The sequence below is a fragment of the Glycomyces sp. NPDC048151 genome, assembly GCF_043202775.1.
GTDB lineage: Bacteria > Actinomycetota > Actinomycetes > Mycobacteriales > Micromonosporaceae > Glycomyces.
The window spans coordinates 80,463-98,759 of record NZ_JBIDBB010000012.1 but is presented as its reverse complement, the minus strand read 5'-3'; the positions used below and the strand labels follow the sequence as shown (position 1 = coordinate 98,759).

15 protein-coding genes are annotated in these 18,297 nt (G+C 71.6%); 7 read left to right on the top strand and 8 right to left on the bottom strand.

Translation table 11 applies throughout. The features are described 5' to 3' along the window. From ACGGCP_RS25450 to ACGGCP_RS25440, 3 genes are read left to right on the top strand one after another with little or no spacing between them, the layout of a single operon-like run. Positions 1–927 carry a PmoA family protein gene (locus tag ACGGCP_RS25450; protein ID WP_392971015.1) on the top strand — a complete coding sequence of 309 codons (927 nt, stop codon included), beginning with the start codon at positions 1–3 and terminating at the stop codon, positions 925–927. Beyond that, on the top strand, positions 924–2,117 hold the full coding sequence (locus ACGGCP_RS25445; protein ID WP_392971012.1) for an ROK family protein: 1,194 nt from the start codon (positions 924–926) through the stop codon (positions 2,115–2,117). Before ACGGCP_RS25450 ends, ACGGCP_RS25445 begins: the two co-directional genes overlap by 4 nt. A gap of 51 nt (positions 2,118–2,168) precedes the next feature. Continuing rightward, positions 2,169–3,818, top strand: coding sequence for a long-chain fatty acid--CoA ligase (locus ACGGCP_RS25440; RefSeq protein WP_392971009.1), 1,650 nt, complete (start codon positions 2,169–2,171; stop codon positions 3,816–3,818). A 305-nt stretch (positions 3,819–4,123) separates the two neighbouring features. Here ACGGCP_RS25440 and ACGGCP_RS25435 read toward each other — a convergent pair whose 3' ends face one another. Then, positions 4,124–4,735, bottom strand: coding sequence for a TIGR03086 family metal-binding protein (locus ACGGCP_RS25435; RefSeq protein WP_392971006.1), 612 nt, complete (start codon positions 4,733–4,735; stop codon positions 4,124–4,126). 75 nt (positions 4,736–4,810) lie between these two features. On the opposite strand from ACGGCP_RS25435, the gene ACGGCP_RS25430 reads away from it, so the two are divergent. Next, on the top strand, positions 4,811–5,305 hold the full coding sequence (locus ACGGCP_RS25430; protein ID WP_392971003.1) for a hemerythrin domain-containing protein: 495 nt from the start codon (positions 4,811–4,813) through the stop codon (positions 5,303–5,305). A gap of 3 nt (positions 5,306–5,308) precedes the next feature. Here the strand turns inward: ACGGCP_RS25430 and ACGGCP_RS25425 are convergent, their stop codons facing one another. The 5 genes from ACGGCP_RS25425 to ACGGCP_RS25405 form a co-directional block, all read right to left on the bottom strand. Continuing rightward, positions 5,309–6,913 carry a DUF4041 domain-containing protein gene (locus tag ACGGCP_RS25425; RefSeq protein ID WP_392970999.1) on the bottom strand — a complete coding sequence of 535 codons (1,605 nt, stop codon included), beginning with the start codon at positions 6,911–6,913 and terminating at the stop codon, positions 5,309–5,311. A gap of 170 nt (positions 6,914–7,083) precedes the next feature. Continuing rightward, positions 7,084–8,244, bottom strand: a complete 1,161-nt coding sequence (locus ACGGCP_RS25420) for a CHAT domain-containing protein (protein WP_392970996.1) — start codon at positions 8,242–8,244, stop codon at positions 7,084–7,086. Positions 8,245–8,264: 20 nt separating this feature from the next. Next, positions 8,265–9,899, bottom strand: a complete 1,635-nt coding sequence (locus ACGGCP_RS25415) for a tetratricopeptide repeat protein (protein WP_392970993.1) — start codon at positions 9,897–9,899, stop codon at positions 8,265–8,267. Beyond that, positions 9,896–10,954 (bottom strand): hypothetical protein, encoded by a 1,059-nt coding sequence (locus ACGGCP_RS25410; RefSeq protein ID WP_392970990.1) that lies wholly within the window; start codon positions 10,952–10,954, stop codon positions 9,896–9,898. Before ACGGCP_RS25410 ends, ACGGCP_RS25415 begins: the two co-directional genes overlap by 4 nt. Then, entirely contained in the window at positions 10,951–12,228 is a 1,278-nt protein-coding gene (locus tag ACGGCP_RS25405) for a hypothetical protein (protein ID WP_392970988.1), read from the bottom strand. Before ACGGCP_RS25405 ends, ACGGCP_RS25410 begins: the two co-directional genes overlap by 4 nt. A gap of 95 nt (positions 12,229–12,323) precedes the next feature. Between ACGGCP_RS25405 and ACGGCP_RS25400 the strand changes: the two genes are divergently transcribed. Then, positions 12,324–13,586 carry a PA2928 family protein gene (locus ACGGCP_RS25400; protein WP_392970985.1) on the top strand — a complete coding sequence of 421 codons (1,263 nt, stop codon included), beginning with the start codon at positions 12,324–12,326 and terminating at the stop codon, positions 13,584–13,586. A gap of 69 nt (positions 13,587–13,655) precedes the next feature. Continuing rightward, a complete protein-coding gene (locus ACGGCP_RS25395; RefSeq protein WP_392970982.1) occupies positions 13,656–14,444 on the top strand; it encodes a hypothetical protein in 789 nt (262 codons plus the stop codon). Positions 14,445–14,464: 20 nt separating this feature from the next. On the opposite strand, the gene ACGGCP_RS25390 is transcribed toward ACGGCP_RS25395, so the two are convergent. After that, complete coding sequence (locus ACGGCP_RS25390; RefSeq protein ID WP_392970979.1) at positions 14,465–14,881, bottom strand: DUF4259 domain-containing protein; 417 nt, start codon at positions 14,879–14,881, stop codon at positions 14,465–14,467. A gap of 127 nt (positions 14,882–15,008) precedes the next feature. On the opposite strand from ACGGCP_RS25390, the gene ACGGCP_RS25385 reads away from it, so the two are divergent. Beyond that, positions 15,009–17,750, top strand: coding sequence for an Hsp70 family protein (locus ACGGCP_RS25385; protein WP_392970976.1), 2,742 nt, complete (start codon positions 15,009–15,011; stop codon positions 17,748–17,750). A 96-nt stretch (positions 17,751–17,846) separates the two neighbouring features. Here the strand turns inward: ACGGCP_RS25385 and ACGGCP_RS25380 are convergent, their stop codons facing one another. Then, positions 17,847–18,263 carry a DUF3592 domain-containing protein gene (locus ACGGCP_RS25380; protein ID WP_392970973.1) on the bottom strand — a complete coding sequence of 139 codons (417 nt, stop codon included), beginning with the start codon at positions 18,261–18,263 and terminating at the stop codon, positions 17,847–17,849. Between the last annotated feature and the right edge of the window lie 34 nt (positions 18,264–18,297).

Below are 18,297 nucleotides of genomic sequence, written 5' to 3'. Positions count from 1 at the left end.
ATGGAGCACTCCGGCACTGTCCGCGCACTCCACGCCGACCAACCCCTCGGACTCCACGTCGACGGCCGCGAAGTCGCCAGCTACGTCTGGCGCTCCGACCTGCCCGCCTCCACCGCGCCCCGCCCCTTCCTCCACCCCGTCCGCACCCTCAACGGCACCGTCGTCACCGACGCCCGACCCCACTCCCACACCCACCAGCTCGGCATCAGCATCGCCGCCCCCGACATCGGCGGCCGCAACTTCTGGGGCGGCCGCACCTTCGTCGCCGGACACGGCCCCGCCTGGCTCGACGACCACGGCGCGCAACGCCACCGGAGATGGCTGCGGCACACCGAAACCGAGCTCGCCCACACCCTCCACTGGGTCGACCGGGACGGTGCGGCGCTCCTCAGCGAACGGCGCGCGATCGCCTGCGTCCCTTTGACTCCCGACGCCTGGACGCTCTCGGTGCAGACCCGGCTCGCCAACGCCACCGACCGACCGCTGCCGATCCGCAGCCCCGCCGCGCTCGGCCGCGTGGGCGCCGGATACGGCGGGTTCTTCTGGCGCGGCCCCGCCGTCAGCGGGCAGGTGCGCGTACAGAGCCCCGCCGGGACCGGCGTGCGCGCCGTCCACGGCACCACCGCGCCCTGGCTCACCGTCTCCGGCACCAGCGGCGGCGACTCCGGCAGCAGCGCAGGCGCTTCCGAAGTCAGTGCAGAGTGGACGATACTGTTCGCGCCCGCCGACGCCACCACCGCCCGGGACCGCTGGTTCGTGCGCGCCCGCGACTACCTCGGCGTCGGCTCATCGCTCACATGGGACCGTCCACTGGTACTCGAACCCGGCGAGCAGATCGAGCGGCATATCCTCGCAGTCGTGGCAGACGGCAACCTCACCGAAGACGCGGCCGCCGCGCTCGCCGAAGCAGCGCGGCCCCCGGCATGAACGCGGCCCGCTCGAACGACCCCGCCCGGCAGGAACGCCTGCGCGCGTTGAACCTCGAACTGGTCTTCCGGCACGTCCTCGCCGCCGAGGCCCCCGTCTCGCGCACCGAGCTCGCCGCCGCCACCGGCCTCACCCGGCCCACCATCACCCGCATCGTCGAAGAGCTCATCGCCGGGCGGCTCGTCACCGAGACCGGCGCGACCCCCGACGGCCGGGCCGGGCGCCCCCGTATGGGTCTCACCCTCTCCCGAACCGGACCCGCCGGGCTCGGACTCGACATCCGCACCGACGGCCTCGCCGCGTGCGTCGTCGACCTCCACGGCACCGTGCGCCACCTCGCGTACACGCCGTTCACCGAGACCGAGGCGCCCGCCGTCCTCGAACGCCTGGGCCGCATGGCGACCGAAGCCGCCGCCGTCGCCGCCGCCGAAGGGCTCACCGTCGTCACCGCCACCCTCGCCGTCCCCGGCCCCACCGACGACGGGATCGTCCGCACCGCCCCCTCCTTGGGCTGGCGCGACGTCGACGCCGGAACCCTGCTCGCCGAACACCTCAGCCACCTCGACGTCACCACCAATGTGGACAACGAGGCGAACCTCGCCGCCAGAGGCGAACTCCACCGCGCCACCCCCGACCACTTCCTGTACATCTCAGGCGGACTCGACATCGGCGCCGGCATCATCCTCGACCGCCGCCTCATGCGCGGCTCCCACGGCTGGGGCGGCGAACTCGGCCACCTCACCATCGACCCTGACGGCAAACCCTGCCGCTGCGGCTCGCGCGGCTGCCTCCAGACCTACGCCAGCCTCGCCGCCATCCTCGACGGCGAAACCCTCCCCGCCGGCCTCACCGCCGACGCCGCCCTCCTCACCTGGGCCGACGCCGGACGCCCCGAGACCATCGCCGCCCTCGACACCGCCGCCACCGCCCTCGGCATCGCCGTCGCCAACGTCCTCAACCTCCTCGACATCGACACCGTCCTCCTCGGCGGCAGCTTCGCCCTCCTCTCCTCCTGGCTCATCAACGGCGTCGAAGCCGAGATCGGCCAACGCGTCCTCTCCGCCCGCTGGACCCCCGTGACCGTGCGCCCCGCGACCCTCGGCCCCGACGCCGCCGCGATCGGCGCCGCCATGGCCGTCATCGACCGCATCCGCCGCGACCCGACCGAATGGCTCGCCTCCGGACGGTGACACGGCCCGCCCCGACACGGCAGGATGGGCGTTGAGCAAAGGAGACGTGCAATGACGCACCAGCCCGGCAGCGCGCGAACCGGCCAGGCCGCGAACGGCCCCGGCCCGACGCGCGAACCCGACCCCGCCCTCGACGGCCCCGGCCAGGGAACCCTCTCGATCGCCGCGATCCTCGCCGAGACCGCCCGCCGCCGCCCCGAGGCCCCGGCCCTGCACTTCATGGACCAGACCATCGCCTACGGCGACCTGTGGAACCAGACCCGCGCCTACGCGGGCGCGCTCGCCGCGCGCGGCATCGGCCCCGGCTCCCGGGTCGCCATGATCATCCCCAACGTCCCCGACTTCCCCCGCGTCTACTACGCCGCGCTCGCCCTCGGCGCGGTGGTCATCCCCATCCACCTCCTCTTCAAATCCGAGGAGATCCGCTTCGTCCTCGAAGACGCCGAAGCCGACCTGGTCGTCGCCGCCGCCCCGATGCTCGCCGAAGCCGCCCCGGCCGCTGCCCTCGCGGGCATCCCCCTGGTCACGGTCCTCGCCCCCGAAGGCCTCGAACTCGACGGCCGACCCGTCGACCGCCTCGAGGCCGAAGCCGCCACCGCCGCCCCGATCGACCGGTACGCCTCAGTCCACCCGCTCGCCGCCGCCACGATCCTCTACACCTCGGGCACCACCGGCACCCCCAAAGGCGCGGTCGGCTCCCACCTCGCCGTCATCGAGCAGGTCCATACAGGACTCCTGGACACCTTCGAGTACCGGCCCGACGACGTGCTCTACGGCGGACTCCCGTTCTTCCACACCTTCGGCCAGACTGTCGTCCTCAACGCCGGGTTCCGCCGCGGCGCGGCCATCATCCTGCTCCCCAAGTTCGACCCCGACGAAGCCCTCGCGCTCCTGGTCCGCCACAAGGCGACCGTCTTCGCCGGCGTGCCCACCAACTACGCGGCCATGGTCGCCGCCGCGACCCGCAGTCCCGACCGGCCCCCGCTGCGGATCGCGATCTCCGGCGGCGCCGCCCTCCCGACCGCGCTCCTCGAGGCGTTCGAAGTCGCCTACGGCGCCCAGGTCCACGAGGGCTACGGCCTCACCGAGACCTCCCCGGTCGCCAGCTTCAACCTCATCTCGGAACCCATCCGGCCCGGCACGGTCGGCAAGTCCATCTGGGGCGTCGATGTCGCGGTCGCCGACCCGGAGGCCGAGGACCGCATCGACCTCCTCCCGCCCGACACCCTGGGCGAGATCGTGGTGCGCGGCCACAACCTCATGAAGGGCTACCTCGGCCGCCCCGACGCCACCGCCACCGCGGTCGTCGACGGCTGGTTCCGCACCGGCGACCTGGGAACCGTTGACGGCGACGGCGTCATCCGGATCGTGGACCGCAAGAAGGACATGATCATCCGCAACGGCTACAACGTCTACCCCACCGAGGTCGAAGCCGTGCTCTCCCGACACCCGGCCGTCGCGCTCGCGGCGGTCTTCGGTGTCCCGCACGAGGAGCACGGCCAGGAGGTCCATGCCGCGATCGTCCCGGCCGAAGGCGCCGAGCCCGATCCGGCCGAGCTCGTCGCCTACGTGAAGGCGAAGATCGCCGCCTACAAATACCCCCGGGTCGTGCACGTGGTCGAGGCCCTGCCGCTGGGCCCGAGCGGCAAGATCCTCAAGCGTGAACTCCAGCGCCTGTATGGGGATGCGCCTGCGGCGTAGGTATGTCGTGCAGTTGTTGTGGCGGGCGGCCGAGCTGGTGGCTCGGCCGCCCGCGCCTTGCTCCCGCGGGAGCGAGGGGTGTGGCACCTGGCGGGGGCCACGCGCGGCTGGATTGCCGCGCGTGACCTCGGTATGGCGACATATCGCGATTCCCTCTTGTCGCCGCCATCCCGCTGGTGCCAGATGGCTTTTGATTCCGTTTTTGCTATCTACTACAACATGTTGAGTAGTGGAGTGGCAACAGAAAGTTTCCGCCTGTGGATAACTTGTGGATTCGGAGTCGTTCTGCCTGTGGATAACTGGCGTTACCGCAGGTCGTTCATGGTGAGGTGCGGATCGCGGCCGAGGGTTGCCAGGAGGCGGTCGAGTTTGTCCAGGCCTGGGTCGATCGCGACGGCCGGGGCGAAGGGCGCGTAAGGGCCGTTGCGGGTCGGGCCGTCGAGCGGGACCTCCTCGGCGAGGGGGAGTACGGCGGTGAGGATGTCGTCGTCGAACTCGGGCTTGCGGCCAATCGACACGCCCACATCCCAGGCGTGCACGACATAGTCGATGAAGTGGAAACCGAGTGCCTGCCGCCCGGGGACGGGGAGCGAGCGGTCGTCGCCGACGAGGATCGGCCATTCGCGGTCCAGCGCGCCGGGGGAGTTGAAGGCGGCGACGACTTCGCCAGCGGAGGCCGCGAATTCCTCACCGGGCCCGCCCGGAGCGGGCAGCTCGGCCCAGGTCTCGAGGGCGAACGCCTCGCCGCGAGCGGCCGAGGCGAAGCCGCGGTTCTGGCCCGTCATGTGGGCGATCAGCTGTGAGAGATCCCAACCGGCGCAAGGGGTATGGGCGCTGAGCTGGTCTTCGCGGACCTCAGCGACGATCGCGGTGGCGATCGTCATCGTCCGACGGTGGAGAGGGAGGAGATCGGTCATGACCGGGATCATAGGCCGCCCGCGCATGCGCCGATAGAATCGTCGCGGCGCATCCGCCCCACGGGGCGGCGCGCCGTGATCGAAGGAGCACTAACCATACATTCCGACACCGACCGCCTGGTCGCGTTCAGCACCCAACTCCGCAACGTCCACCAGCGCCTCCGCAAGGCGCTCGACCTCGCCCGCCGCTCGATAGACGGCGAGTTCGACGACGGCGACACCGCCGGGCAGGACCTCCTGCTCTTCTGCCGCGGCTTCTGCTCGGCCCTCTCCGGCCACCACCGCAGCGAGGACGGCGGCCTCTTCCCACAGGTCATCGCCGAGCACCCCGAGCTCAAACCCGTGATCGCCAACCTCATGAGCGACCACAACATGCTCGAGCACCTCATCGGCCAGCTCACGGCCGCAATGGACTCGGATGCCGGGGCCGATGAGCTCCACCGCCACCTCGACGGCATCGGCGCGGTCATGGAGACCCACTTCAGATACGAGGAGAATCAGCTCCTCAAGGTACTGGACGCCCTTGCGATCGAGGGCGATCCGACCGCGCTCCTGGGCGATCTCGCCTAGCGGTCAGGCGGGTCGGGGCGCACCGCCGCTGGCCCGCCACTCGTAGGCCTCAGGTTCATCGGTGTACTCGAGCAGGTGCTCGCCCGCGAGTTTCGCCAGCGCCTCGCGGACCTGCAGCGGGGTCACGTAGAAGAACTCGCGACGCAGGTTGACCTTGTTCACCCGGTGCTCGGCGAAAATCTCGTGGAGGCGGGCTTCGAGGCCGCGCGCGTCTTCGCTGAACACGATGGCGTGCACGTCGAAGCGGAACGGCACGGATGCGTCACCGAGTTCGTTCACCCGGTCCATCGGTTCGAGCCGACGGGTCATGCCGATTTTCACCATCTGGTCGCCGAAGGCTCCCCTGTTGGAGATCACGTACACGTGGCCCGCAGCCGAGTTCGCCTGCCGGGCCATGACGTTCTCGAAAGCGGCGTCGACCTCGTCGAGTTTCGCGGTCAACGCTGCGGCCGCCGCTGTGTCGCCGTTGGCAGTGAGCTTTGCGATCGCCGAACGGAGGTGGGCGCGTTCCTTCTCGAGCTTCTCCTGTTCCTTGAGCATCTCCCGCTGGGCTTTCTCCTCTTCGCGCTCGCGGGCTCGCTGCTCTCGGATGCGTTCCTTCTCCTCCTCGGTCTTCGCCTTGTAGTCGGCGGTCAGCTGGAGTTCCCGAACGCGTAGCCGGTGGTACGCGTCGGTGATGCGCATGTCCATGGTCGAGCCGAGACGGATGATGGTCTCGCGGGTCTTCTGGAGCCGGTCGACAGCCGAATCGAGTTTGTAGGGCCGCATGGTGCGTACCAGGCTGTCGGCGTCCGCGTTGTAGGCGCGGAGCATCAGCTTCGAGAATTCCCGGACCATCTTCTTCCCGGCAGTGGCGGAGCCGTTCACGTGCCAGTTGGAGATGCTCGAAATGGCCTTGTCGCTCTTGGCCAGCGACTTGTACTTGGACTTGATGGTCTCCAGTTCGGCCTTGTACGCGACCGCGTCTTCGAGCGGATGGGTGTACTCGTACACGCCGACCTCTTGGAGCAGGGCCTCGTCGCGGGTCACGACGAGTGACCGCTTGGCCTTCTCCAGTTCGAGGCTCACGCGGTGGAGTTCGGTGTTGGCGGCGGTGGCCTGCATACCGATCTGGTGGAGCTGGTCCTGTGCCTGCGCGTCGGCCGCTGCCTTCCTGGCGGCGGTTTCCGCGTCGAGATGGTCGATCATCGCCTTGCGGCGGTTGGTCTCGACCGCGAGTTCTGCGGCATCGAGCGCCCCGAGGGTCTGCAGTTCGCCGACGGTTGCGACGAGCGCCCGCTGGAGTCGTCCTGCGAACTCCTCGATGGCCGCCACCTGTGACTCCAAGCGTCCCTTGCGGGTGAAGCCGGTCTCGGATGCCGAGACGGAGGCGATCGGGGTGGTCAGGAGCAGCTGGAGGTCGGGATTGACCTGCGGCGCAGTCGAAACCGGTGCTTGGGCGGCTTCCGGTGGGGCTGGCGCGGGTGCGGGAGGCAGCGGTTCCGCTGCCACCCACCATTGCCAGCCGGGAGGGGCGCTCGGCCAGACGGGAGGGGCCTGCCAGTTCGCGGGCGGCGTCCATCCGGGCTCGACGGGCCAGCCTGGGGGCACGTTGAATCGATAGGTCATGGGGTCCGCTCCTCAGTCACTCCACGTTGAGTGACAACACGATTGCATCTCTGGAGCGCGCCCGCAATGTTCGTGGGAGAGAATGCATGTTCGGACGGTCCATATGAGCTGATCGGACGAACGCCGGTGGCCCGTAGGCGCTCTGCGCGACCTCCGGGTGGTCAGCCTGGTTACGCGAACGCGGTGGCGAAGGCGGCCCAGATGATCGGGGAGTGTTCCAGGCGGCCCCCGGATTCCCAGGCTGCGGCGTGGGCTCGCTGCCATTCGTTGAGGGCCGCGACGGGGTCGGGGGCCTGGTGGGCTCCGTTGACCGCGAGGACGGCTTCGGGGATGACAGGGGTCGTGGGGGGTGCGGTGGCGAAGCGGCGGATGCCGGCGTCGGTGGGGAGGGTCCAGCGGGTCGCGGTCACGTACTGCGCGCCGGTGTGGATCGCGGCGGCGACCAGGCCTACCGGTTCGGCGAAGCGGACCTCGCCGCCGCTCTCGCACGCGATGAACGCGACCCGGTTCGGCATCCGCCAAGCGCGGGGCGCACCGGGTCGGTGGCCCAGCACGATGTCGGCCGCAGTGAGCGGGCGATGGCCCGCAACGAGCGCGGCGCGGCCGGTTGTGCCTGGGCCGCAGCTCAAGTGGAGGCGGGCGTCGAGGCCGTGCGCGGCGGTCGTGACGTGGCCGACGTAGAGGAAGCGGGACGCGTCGGCGAGCAGCGGTTCGATCGTGTCGCGGGTCTGGTCGCCGCGGTGGTACGCGGACCCGTCCAGGCCGAGGCGCTCGGCGAGGTCGGTGCCTGCGGGGCCGAGGACCGAGCCGAGCGCGACGCCCGCACCCGGAACCTTGGGATCGAGGACCGTGACCGTCGCGCCGTCCGCGCGCCAGACCGAGACCCGGCGCTCGGGGGCGTTGCGGACGGTCGCGGGCGGCAGCACCGACATGTCCGCGTTGGTGACGAACCGTTCGCCCTCGTCGACTCGCAATGCCTCCCAAGGGACCTGGCCCGTGGCGTGGGAGGGCTGGATGCGCACGTGCGGGCGGACGCCCTGCGACAGGTACGCGTTCAGCTCCTGCGCGAGCCGGTACGGGATGAGCGCCCGCGCGAGCCTCGTGGCGAGGTCGAACTCGCGGCCGGGGTCGGTGAGCGGGCCGTTCAGGGAGCGTTCCAGGGCCTGGTCCACCGTCTCGCCGGGCAGCGGGGTGGGCAGGGCTCTGGCGAGTTCGTCCACGACCGGCCACACGGTCTCGCCGGGCACCATGGTGTTCTGGATCGCCCCGAGGTCGTGTTCCCAACGCCACGAAGAGAACAGGTGGTCGGTGTCGACGAGTTTGAGTTGCACGGTCGGCCGCACCGGAGGCATCACCAGGAGTCCACCACCTGGTCGGAGCGGATCGCGAAGCCGTAGCGGTGCTCGGTCTCCGTGATCCAGGGCTCCAATGCGGACGGTCGGTTCGGGTTGACGCGCAGCCGGGGCGGCAGGGCGAACTGCGGGGCCGGGAAGTCCGCCGAGGTCCCGGTGATGAATGCCGATGCGGCGAACGCCAGCCGAGCCGGTTCACCGCTCGGGACAGGGAGATCGGGAGCGGCGAGGTCGGGGGGAGGCTGGTCGGGTGCGAGCGCGGCGGCGGACGCCGGCGCGTGCAGCGACACCGTCCCGCTCATGTGCTCGAGCAGCTCCGACATCAGCGCCCCGTCCTCCATGACCGTCACCAGGTGCAGCGCGTGCGCCATCGCCGGGATCGCCACGGTCGCGGCCCACTGCTCCCGCGCGCGGCCAGGCGCGTACGTGTGCCGGATCGCGTCGGTGGCGAGCGCGGACGGCAGGGACAGGTTGAGCGCCAACAGGACGAGATGCCCCTGCTCCTGCGGGTCGGCCGCCCGCTCGGCTGCGGCGGAAATGGCGAGCGCGCGTCGCATGTCCACGCGCGCGACCTGGTAGCGCGCCCCGGTCTGCTCGTAGAGCGCGCGGGCTTCGAGGAACGCCTGCTCGGCCTCGTAGAGGTCGCCTTCCGCCGCGAGCATGTCGCCGCGGACGCCGAGGGCCTCGGCCAGCATCACGACGTGGCCCGCGTCCCGCAGGGCCTCGATCGCTTGCGGCAGCAGGGAACGAGCGAGGTCGGCGTCGCCGCTTTGGAACGCGACGTGCGCGCGGCTCAGCCGGATCTCCGCGGCCCGTAGCGGATGCTCGCCGTCGAGGAACGTCTGCTCGGCGCGCGCGAGGAGGCGCCCGGCCGCCTCCGGGTCGCCCATGCGGGCGGCGACGCGGCCCTGGTTGGCGACCACGAGGGCCGCCTGCACGAGGTCGCCCGCAGCGGTGTGGATCTGCTCGGCTGACCGGAGGTAGGACATCGCGTCGTCGCCGGCGTTGTGCGCCTGGGCGATCATGCCGAGGTTCGTGTACGGGTGCGCGGCGAGCCTTGGGTCGAACGCGTTCGCGAGGTCGAGGGCGCGCCGCGCGACCGTCTCGGCCTCTTCGAATCGTTCGAGGCCGAAGAGCAGCACGCTGCGCGTGTTGTGGAGGTTGAACTCCAGCAGCCGGTCGTCGCCCGTGCCGGTGTCCGAGGTGAGGGCGAGCGCCGCGTCGAGGTCGGTCAGCGCGTCGTCGTAGCGGCCGAGCAGCTGGAACGTCTGGGCGCGTTGGATGAGGACGCTGGTCCGCACCGCGACCGTCCCGTACCGGTCGCCCGCTTCACGTTCGGCGCGTTCGCAGGCGCGGAGGGCTTCCCCGGCGAGGCGCAGGGCCTCGGCGGTCTCGCCGCGCCCTTCCGCGAGGCTCGACAGGTTCCCCAGCACCCGCGCGCGGCCGTCGAACCCGGCGGCGTCGAGGTCGTCGACCAGCGTGAGCGCGTACGCCTCCGCGAACATCGCCGCCGCCTCGGTGACGCGGCCTTCGCTCGCCAGACGTGCGGCGGCGTTGTTCAGTTCGCGGAACGCGGCCCAGCGCGGGCCGCTGGTCTCCTTGCCGTGCAGGCCGATCAGGTCGTCGGTGCTCATGCGGCGCGCTCGGCGAGGCTCGCTTCAGGGTCGTCCAGGCGCTCACGGGCGAACTCGATGATCGCCGCCCGGTGCGGTGCGAGCCTCGGGTCGTTCGTCACGTCGCCGGTCGTGAAGTCCGGGGAGAAGACGTGCAGGACGCGCCGGTCGGCCGGGAGCAGCAGGAATGCTTGCGGCGCTTCGGCTTCGCCGGTGAACGTGCCCGTGCCGGGGTCCAGGCGCAGGTCGATCTCGACGCCGCCGATCTGCGCGGTCAGCCGGAAGTCGCGGGTCTCGGGAGCGGCCGGGACGGTCACGGTGACCCGGAGGCCGCCCGGGCCCTGATGCAGCTCCCAGGACGCGCCGTCGGCGGCGTCGACCAGGCCCTGCGGCACCATCGCCCAGTCCACCGGCGCCCCGCCGCTCGCCAGCACCGGAGCATCGGCGGCCGTCCCGCCCGCGGCGAGCGCCCAGTCCTCGCGGCGGAGCCGGACGGTTTCGCGGCGCAGTTCGACGCCGTAGTCCTCGGCCAGGTGCTCCAGGGCTTCCGCGAGTGGTGCGGCGTCGATGTCCGGGTGGTCGGCGGCTGCTTCGACTGCGGTCATGTCGGTTTCCCGGAGTGCCCGCTCCACTGCTTCCTCGTCGTCGAGGAGGTGTTCGATTCCTGCTGTGCGCCAGGCGGCTTCGGCCCGGAGGAGCCCGGTGTCCAGGGCGGGGACGCCCGCCGCGTGGGAGGACGGCCACCATGCCTCGGCCCAGCGCAGGTAGGCGAGGCGGCGGGCGGCGTCGAGGACAGGGGCGTCCCAGTCGGTGTCGATCGGGCCGGAGGCGTCCAGGATCGCGTCGGCCGCTTCGGGTCCGTAGATCTCCCAGAGCCAGTCGGCCGCCAGCTGCTCGTTGTGGATCTCGGCGGACGGGTGCGCGTTGCGGTCCAGGACGTCCCAGTAGAGGAGCGCTCCGCGTGCCTCCACGAGTGCGGTGCGTTCCGGGTGCGGGCGCTCCACCCCTTGCGGATGCACCGGGTGGTTCGCGACGATGATGACCGCGCGGACGCGGCCGACTTCGAATGCGGTCATGCCCGGTCTCCTTCGCGTTCGAGGAGGCGCCGGAGCCGGTCGCGCTGGTCGAGGAGGACCGACCGGAAGACGCCGTCGAGCAGGTCCCACATCGTGTCGGCCGTCGTCGTCTCGCCGCGCAGCTCGCGGCCGTGCAGGCGCGCCCACAGCCGCCGCAGGTACGGCTCCTGCACGTTCATGATCTCCCGTTTCAGGGCTTCGGGGACCTTCGCCGACTCGGGGTCGGGCTGCCGGTGCACGGCGTGGACGTACTCTTCGCGCGAGTAGCGGGCCATCAAGTGCGCGTTGGCATCCGAGGTCGGGGTCGTGTCGACCCAGTAGTCGATGCCGTCGCTGGCGTCGCGCCCGAGGGCCATGGCGACGCGGCTCGGTTCGTCGGCGAGCTGCCAGGGTGCGGCGGAACGGTGGATCTCGCCGACGACCATGGAGGGGATGTCGCCCATGGATTCGCGGTGGAAGACGGCGGTGAACGCCGCGAACAGGCGCTCCATGATGGACCTGTCGAACGGCGGCGGGAGGCGGCGCTTCGAGGCGCGGTCGCCGAGTTCCGGCGGCTGGGGCTGCTCTCGGGCGGTGAGTCCGTAGTCGCGGGCGACCCGGGGTCGGTCGAGTTCGGCGGCTTCGGCGGTGCCGACCGCCCTGTCCACCAGGGTCTTCCACAGGTGCGCATCGGGCCGGGTCGGGCAGGTGTCGAGGAACGCGGTGAGGCCGTCGGGCGGGGCGTGCGGTGGTTCGGGCCGGTCGTCCCAGGCGTTCTGGAGGATCCCGGCGAGTTTGACGACCTGGTCGGGGTCGGTCATGAAGCGGCGCAGGCGGTCGACGGTGACGTCGCCGCGTTCGGCGCGGATGTCGGTGACCGTGGCGGCGGCGATCGCGTCGGCGTCCGGGAGGGCGTGCGGGGCGCCGTGTTCGTGGGCGAGTTCGTAGCAGCGCTGGAAGTACAGGTCCTGCGGGTTGCCTTCGGTGATGCCCGCGCGTCGTCTGGCTTTCTTGAGGAGCTGGAACCAGGCGGCGGTCGCGGCGAGGGCAGGGCCCGCGTCGAGGAGGGTGCGGCGCAGGTCGTCGACGTGTGCGAGGCCGATGAGGCCGCCCGCGAAGCGCGGGTTGAGCGTGGGGCGCAGGACGAGCGGGTCGAGGAGGAGCTTCACGGTGCGCGCGAGCGGGCGGCCGGACGTGTTGCTCAGGGGCGCGACGGTATCGCCGAGCTGCGCCCACGCGTCGGCGATGAGCATGCCCCGGGGCACGGCCGCCCCGGCCGCGATGCGCTGCACCATGACGCGAATTCTAGTCGGACTCGGCCGCCGGAAAGTTGTGATCGGTAGCGGCCGGGGCGCGGCGATGCTGACGGGACCCAAGAAGGAGGCCCGTCATGAGCCACGTCCCCGGATACTCCTCGGCCCGGCCGTTCCCGGACCGCCAGCCGCCGGTGCGCTCCCCGTACGGGACGCCGGAGCATCCGCTGACGCCGAAGCCCGAGCGTGGGCGCGGGCTCGGCGTCTTCGGGTCGGTCCTGGTGATGAGCTTGGGGATCGGCGCGTTCGCGGTCGGCGGCGAGTACCTGACCGCGCCCGACCCGGACATCGCGATCCAGTCCGGGATCGGCTTCGCGTCGCATGACGGCACGGACCTCGCGCTCGTCCCCTACGACCGCAACGGGTCCGGGGACCTCATCTCGTCGCTGCGGAACGAGGTGTTCGAAGTGCGGCTCGCCGCAGTCGATCTCGCGACCGGCGACACCGCCTGGGACGTGAAGCTGACGGAGGAGCCGTCGTGGAAGGCCGCCGTCGTCGCGGCGGGGGAGCGGTACGCGTACGTCGCCTCGGACGACGGGCTGATGGTCCTCGACCTCGCCGACGGCAGCACCGTCACTGAAGCTGGAGACATTCCCGGTCTCGCAGGGGCCCAGTCGGTCTCGGGTGCGGCGTACGCGTTCGACCCGGGCCTCGGGGCCGTCGTCGCGCTCGACGTGAACGGCGGCGTCCACACGATCGCCCTCGACGCGCTCGAAGCAGCCCCTGCGGACGCGGACACGACCGCGAGCTGGTCCGGTCTGCTGTTCGCCGAAGGCTCGGTGCCCGACATCGGCGGGATGACGAGCACGGAGGCGCTGCTCGCCGACGGCGAGAGCACGGTCTGGATCGAGCCGACCGCCGACGGCGCGCTCGGCGGCGGTCTCGTCGTCGACGGGCCCGAAGGCGAACGCGCCCTTGGCACCCGCGTGTTCTACGAGGCCGGGATCGTCCTCGACCAGACCTCGATGATCACGACCTACACCGTCGAGATCGACGTGGACGAGCTCATCGCCGACGCCATGGAGGACGCCGCCGCCGCAGGCCAGGACCTCCTGCAAGGATTCGGCGCGCAGGCCGCAGCAGGGGCCGGCTCGGGGCATGTCCTCGTCGAGCACCGGCCCGAGCCGGGCGTCGAACGATACGCGCTGCACGTCGTCGACCTCGCCACCGGCCAGGTCACCGCGTCGGTCGACACCGGCAGCCGCCTCGGCCGCGCCCTCACCGGCCCCGGCGGGCACACCGCCGTCATCGCCGCACCCGAAGGCTCGTACTGGCTCTCCGACCTCGTCATCGTCGCCCCCGAAGGCTCCATCGAACGCGTCCAGGTCGGCCTCGGCTGACCGAAACCTGTGACCGGTAGGGCCGCTTCCGGTCCGAGACTGAATCCACCAACCCGAAAGGAACACCTCATGTTCAAGGCACTCAGCGTCATCGGCCTCATCGTCGGCGGCGCCCTCACCGTCATGTACGTCGTCACCGGCCTCGGCGGCGACACCCCCGACGCGTGGGCGAACGGCTGGCTCGCCGGGCCGATCGTCCTCCTCTGCGTCCTCCCGATCCTCTCGATCTCGCGTGTCGCCGACGGCGCGATCCGCCAGATGCGCGGCCTCGCCCCGAAAGGCTTCGAAGGCGCCCCGCTCGCCATGGGCACCATCGTCTCCGCCGAGCGCACCGGCCTGAGCATCAACGACCAGCCGCAGCTGGAGATCCTCTTCGACGTCGACACCATGGACGGCCAGTCGTTCCGCGGCGTCGCCAAAGCGATCATCGACATCACCGAGCTCGCCCACGTCGTCCCCGGCGCGGTCCTGCCCGTCCGCTACCGGCCCGGCAGCACCGACGGGAAGATCGTGATCGCCGCCGACGCGCCGCAGCACGAGATGCAGGCCGTGATCGACCGCGTCCGCGTCGCGAAAGGCCTCGTCACGCCCCGGCAGCTGCAGATCTCCGAACAGGGCGTCGAAGCGAAGGCGGTCGTGCTCGCCATGGCCCCGACCGGCGAGATCCAGGGCGACCGCGCCGTCATGGACCTCACGTTCCGCGTCACCCGCGCCGACCAGAGCACATTCGACCTCGCGCAGCGCAAGCCGATCGACGCGAGCGCGATCCCGCAGCTGCAGCCGGGCATGGTCGTGCAGGTCCGGTACCTGCCGCACGACGAGTCGGAACTGGTGGTCCTCACCGCGTTCCGGCCGTGACCGGGATGCCGCGGCCGGGGTCAGGATCCGGCCGCGGCGAGCCGTTCCCGGTAGGGCGCAAGGAGCTCCAGGACCTTGTCGAGCGAGCCCGCGTCGGTCCACAGGTCGTGCCATTCGTTGTCGCGCGGGTCGGCGAGCCGGTCGAGGACGCGCAGGGCCGCGAGCCGCAGTTCCCCGTCCGCCTCGAACGGGCAGGACGCGAGCAGATCCGCGGCCGAGGCACTGCCCGGGTCCGCGCCGAGGCGGCACGCGACGAGCACCGCCGCCGCGAGCGCGGCGTCGGTCTCCGGGTCCTCGAGGTAGTCGGAGGAGTCGGCGACCGCGCGCATCGCCGCGAGCAGGCCCGCCCGCACCTCGCCCGGCCCGGCGTCGGCCAGGTCGCCGACGAAGTCCAGGGCCGCGTCGTTCTCGAACGGCCCGTGTCCCCAAGCACCCATGTCGTCCCCCGTCAAGTAGCGGTGTCGGTCGTTCGTGCCACTGTAGAACCAGGGTCCGACACCGCGATATCCTCGCAGAGGATCGCCGGTCCCCGCCCCCTCCGCCCCGCCCATGAGTAGGACCCGCTTGCAGACCCCCGTTTGGCTCGCCGTCGACCTCGGCACCACCCACACCGTCGCCGTCGTCGGCCGTCAAGGCCAGGAACCCCGCTCCCTGCTGTTCGACGGCTCGCCGCTCCTCCCGTCGGGCGTGTACCTCGACGCCGAAGGCGAGCTCCACACCGGACGCGACGCGCAGCGGCTCGCCGCCGCCGAACCCGCGCGGTTCGAACCGCATCCCAAGCGCCGCATCGACGAAGGCACCGTCCTCCTCGGCGACCGCGAAGTCCCCGTCGAGGAGCTCCTCGCGACCGGCCTGCGCCGCGTCGCCCAGGAGGCGGCCGCCTCCGGCCAGCGCCCGACCTCCACGGTGCTGACCTACCCCGCCGACTGGGGCCCGGTCCGCCGCGCCTCGCTCGAACGGGCCGCCGCGACCGCCGGATTCGGGCAGGTCACGCTGCTGCCCGAACCCATCGCGGCCGCCACCTACTGCGCGGAGATCCTCGGCCAGGACGTGCCGCGCGGCGGCGCCGTCGCCATCTTCGACTTCGGCGGCGGCACGTTCGACGTCGCCGTGGTCCGCCGCGAGGACGACGGCACAGGCCGCTTCCGGACCCTCGCGGTCGGCGGCCTCGACGACCTCGGCGGCCTCGACGTCGACATGGCGCTCGCCGCGCACCTCGGCCGGATCGTCGCCGGGCGCGACCCCGAACTGTGGCAGCGCCTCTCGGAGCCCGAGACGACCGCCGACATGCGCGACCGGCTCGCGTTCTGGGGCGAAGTGCGCGCCGCCAAGGAGATGCTGTCGCGCACCTCGACCGCGCCCGTGGCGCTGCCCGGGCACAACCCGATGGGCCTGCACCTGACCCGCGACGAGCTCCAGTCGCTGGCCGACCCGCTCGTGTCCCGCGCCGTGGACGAGACCCGCCGCACCGTCGAACGCGCGGGCGTCGCCCCCGGCGAACTCGCCGCGCTCCTCCTCGTCGGCGGCTCCAGCCGCATGCCGCTCGTCGCCACGCGTCTGCACGCCCGCCTCGGCGTCGCCCCGTCCGTGCCCGAGCAGCCCGAACTGCCGGTCGCGTTCGGCGCGCTGCGGTTCGCCGTCACCGGCCAGGACCCCGCCGTCTCGAGCCCGCCCGCCACGCCCCCGGTCGTGTCGCCCGCGACGCCCCCGGCGGGCGCGCCCACGGTCACCTACGCGCCCTACCCGAGCCCGGCCCCGGTGCCGAGCCCGACCGGGAGCCTCCCGCCCGCCGCCCCGTTCACGCCGCAGGCGCCCTTCCAGCCGACCGTCCACACCGGACCGGTGCCGATGCCGCCGCGGCCCGTCCCGAAGCGGACCCGGATCCTCGCCGGAGTGCTCACCTCGGTCGTGCTCATGATCGTCGCGGTCGCCGTGGTGCTCAACAGCGTCGACTGGGGCGGGCTCGTGGGCGACGGCGCCGGCGACCTCATCGAAGGGCTCTCCGAGAACCTCGAGGAGGCCACCGGCGGCGGGCCCGCGCTCACACTCGGATACGAGCAGCAGCTCAACGCCACCGGAGCGGGCGCGGTCACCGCGGCCGACAGCCTCGCGATCCTCGCCGAGGTCGCCGACGGCCAGACCACGGTCAGTGCCGTCTCCGCCGAGGGCGAGCCGGTCTGGACCACGTCGATCGAACTCGAGCCGACCGAGCTGTTCCTCACCGTCGTCGGCGAAGTCCTCCTCGTCGACGCCACCGCATCGGCCACCGACGGCGGCCAGAACATGCGCGCCGCCCTCTCCTACGACAGCGGCGAGTTCCTGTGGAAGCAGCCGTGGATCGACCGCAACGACGTCGCCTACTACGGCAGCGAGGCGATCGTGGAGCAGCGCACCGGCTTCGAGGACAACGCCGTCATCCGCATCGACCTCACCACCGGCGAGGAGGTGTGGAAGGAACTCGGCCCCTACGACCTGTTCATCATCGACGAGTACCGCGTCCGCGCCGCGACCGTCTGGGACGAGGGCGCCGAAGACCTGGGGGCCGTGCCGCCGAACTCCTACGCGCTCTACGACAACCTGGCCGCGAGCGACCGCATCGTCGAGCTCCTCCCCGACGACGGCACCGCGATCGTGCGGGACGCCGCCGACGGCAGCGTCGTGCACGACGGCGACCTGCCCGTGAACAGCGAGTACTGGACCGCCTTCGACGACCTCGTCATCGCCAAGGCCTCCGACGAGGCGTCCCCGGGGCGGGACACCCTTGTCGCGCACGCGCTCTCGGACTTCGGCGAGGCCTGGCGCATCGAGCTCGACGTGGCGTTCACGATCCAGCACGTGAAAGCGTGCGGGCCGCACCTGGTGTGCGCGGCGCTCGACCACGCCAACGCCGACGACCAGTACAAGACCATCGCGGTCGACACCCAGACCGGGAAGCAGGTGTGGGAGACCGTCGTCGAATGGTCCGTGGACGACCACTGGTACTCCACCCCGAGTGGCATCGTCCACGGCGACCAGGTCTTCGACACCGTCGACTCGGCGCAGATCCTCGACTTCGAAGGCGGCCAGGTCCTCGAAGGCGAGCTGTTCACCTCCGCGATCGCCGTGCGCGGCGGCCTCGCCGCCATGGAGGTCTCGACCATGGGCGGCTGGGACGTCGCCGTCGTCGACACCGCGACCGGCGAGCGGTCGGCGGGGGCCGATGTCGGCGCCGACCTCCCCGAGCACGCCGCGCTCGCGGGGAACCTGCTGGTCGTCCTGGGCGGCGACATGAAAGCCCGGGTGTTCACCGTCCCCGAACTGAGTTGACGAGTCGAGGCCCGGTCGGCGAGGCGAACGACGACGGACGCAGGTCGGTGTTCGAACGGCAGGACCAGGCGACATGGTCGCGAGTGAGCAGGGGCGCTACAGGGTCTGCCCGGACAGGTCGGCCAGCCCCGACAGGAACATGAAGACGCCGAAGCCGATCATGCCCATCATGAACGGCAGTACGAGCACGAGGAAGGCGACCGAGGACAGTTCGTTGTCGTTCGGATCGGCGGGGTTGTACATGACCCCGACCTTCTTGCCTTCCCGCGGCGTGCGAAGGGTGGTTTCGGTGCCGCTGCGCTGCTCGCCCGTCGCGTCAGTGAAGCGGTACCGGACGGTGGTGGTCGTGTCGTTGCTGGTCCGCACCGTCTTCACACTCGTCACGGTCCCGGTGACGTGCGTCCAAGTGCGCCGCCGTTTCACGAAGCGGGCGGTGAAGACGCACGCTGCGACCGCGGGAAACACGATGAAGAGCAACCCGACCGGGATGCCGACGGGCGCAGATATCGCCATCAGCGCCATGCCGTCCCGCTTTCCTGCTCGGAGG

Bases quoted from the DNA above. Each gene is read 5' to 3' on its own strand.
- ACGGCP_RS25450 (WP_392971015.1), top strand. From the start codon at position 1: ATGGAGCACTCCGGCACTGTCCGCGCACTCCACGCCGACCAACCCCTC.
- ACGGCP_RS25445 (WP_392971012.1), top strand. From the start codon at position 924: ATGAACGCGGCCCGCTCGAACGACCCCGCCCGGCAGGAACGCCTGCGC.
- ACGGCP_RS25440 (WP_392971009.1), top strand. From the start codon at position 2,169: ATGACGCACCAGCCCGGCAGCGCGCGAACCGGCCAGGCCGCGAACGGC.
- ACGGCP_RS25435 (WP_392971006.1), bottom strand. From the start codon at position 4,735: ATGACCGATCTCCTCCCTCTCCACCGTCGGACGATGACGATCGCCACC.
- ACGGCP_RS25425 (WP_392970999.1), bottom strand. From the start codon at position 6,913: ATGACCTATCGATTCAACGTGCCCCCAGGCTGGCCCGTCGAGCCCGGA.
- ACGGCP_RS25415 (WP_392970993.1), bottom strand. From the start codon at position 9,899: ATGAGCACCGACGACCTGATCGGCCTGCACGGCAAGGAGACCAGCGGC.
- ACGGCP_RS25410 (WP_392970990.1), bottom strand. From the start codon at position 10,954: ATGACCGCATTCGAAGTCGGCCGCGTCCGCGCGGTCATCATCGTCGCG.
- ACGGCP_RS25405 (WP_392970988.1), bottom strand. From the start codon at position 12,228: ATGGTGCAGCGCATCGCGGCCGGGGCGGCCGTGCCCCGGGGCATGCTC.
- ACGGCP_RS25400 (WP_392970985.1), top strand. From the start codon at position 12,324: ATGAGCCACGTCCCCGGATACTCCTCGGCCCGGCCGTTCCCGGACCGC.
- ACGGCP_RS25395 (WP_392970982.1), top strand. From the start codon at position 13,656: ATGTTCAAGGCACTCAGCGTCATCGGCCTCATCGTCGGCGGCGCCCTC.
- ACGGCP_RS25390 (WP_392970979.1), bottom strand. From the start codon at position 14,881: ATGGGTGCTTGGGGACACGGGCCGTTCGAGAACGACGCGGCCCTGGAC.
- ACGGCP_RS25380 (WP_392970973.1), bottom strand. From the start codon at position 18,263: ATGGCGATATCTGCGCCCGTCGGCATCCCGGTCGGGTTGCTCTTCATC.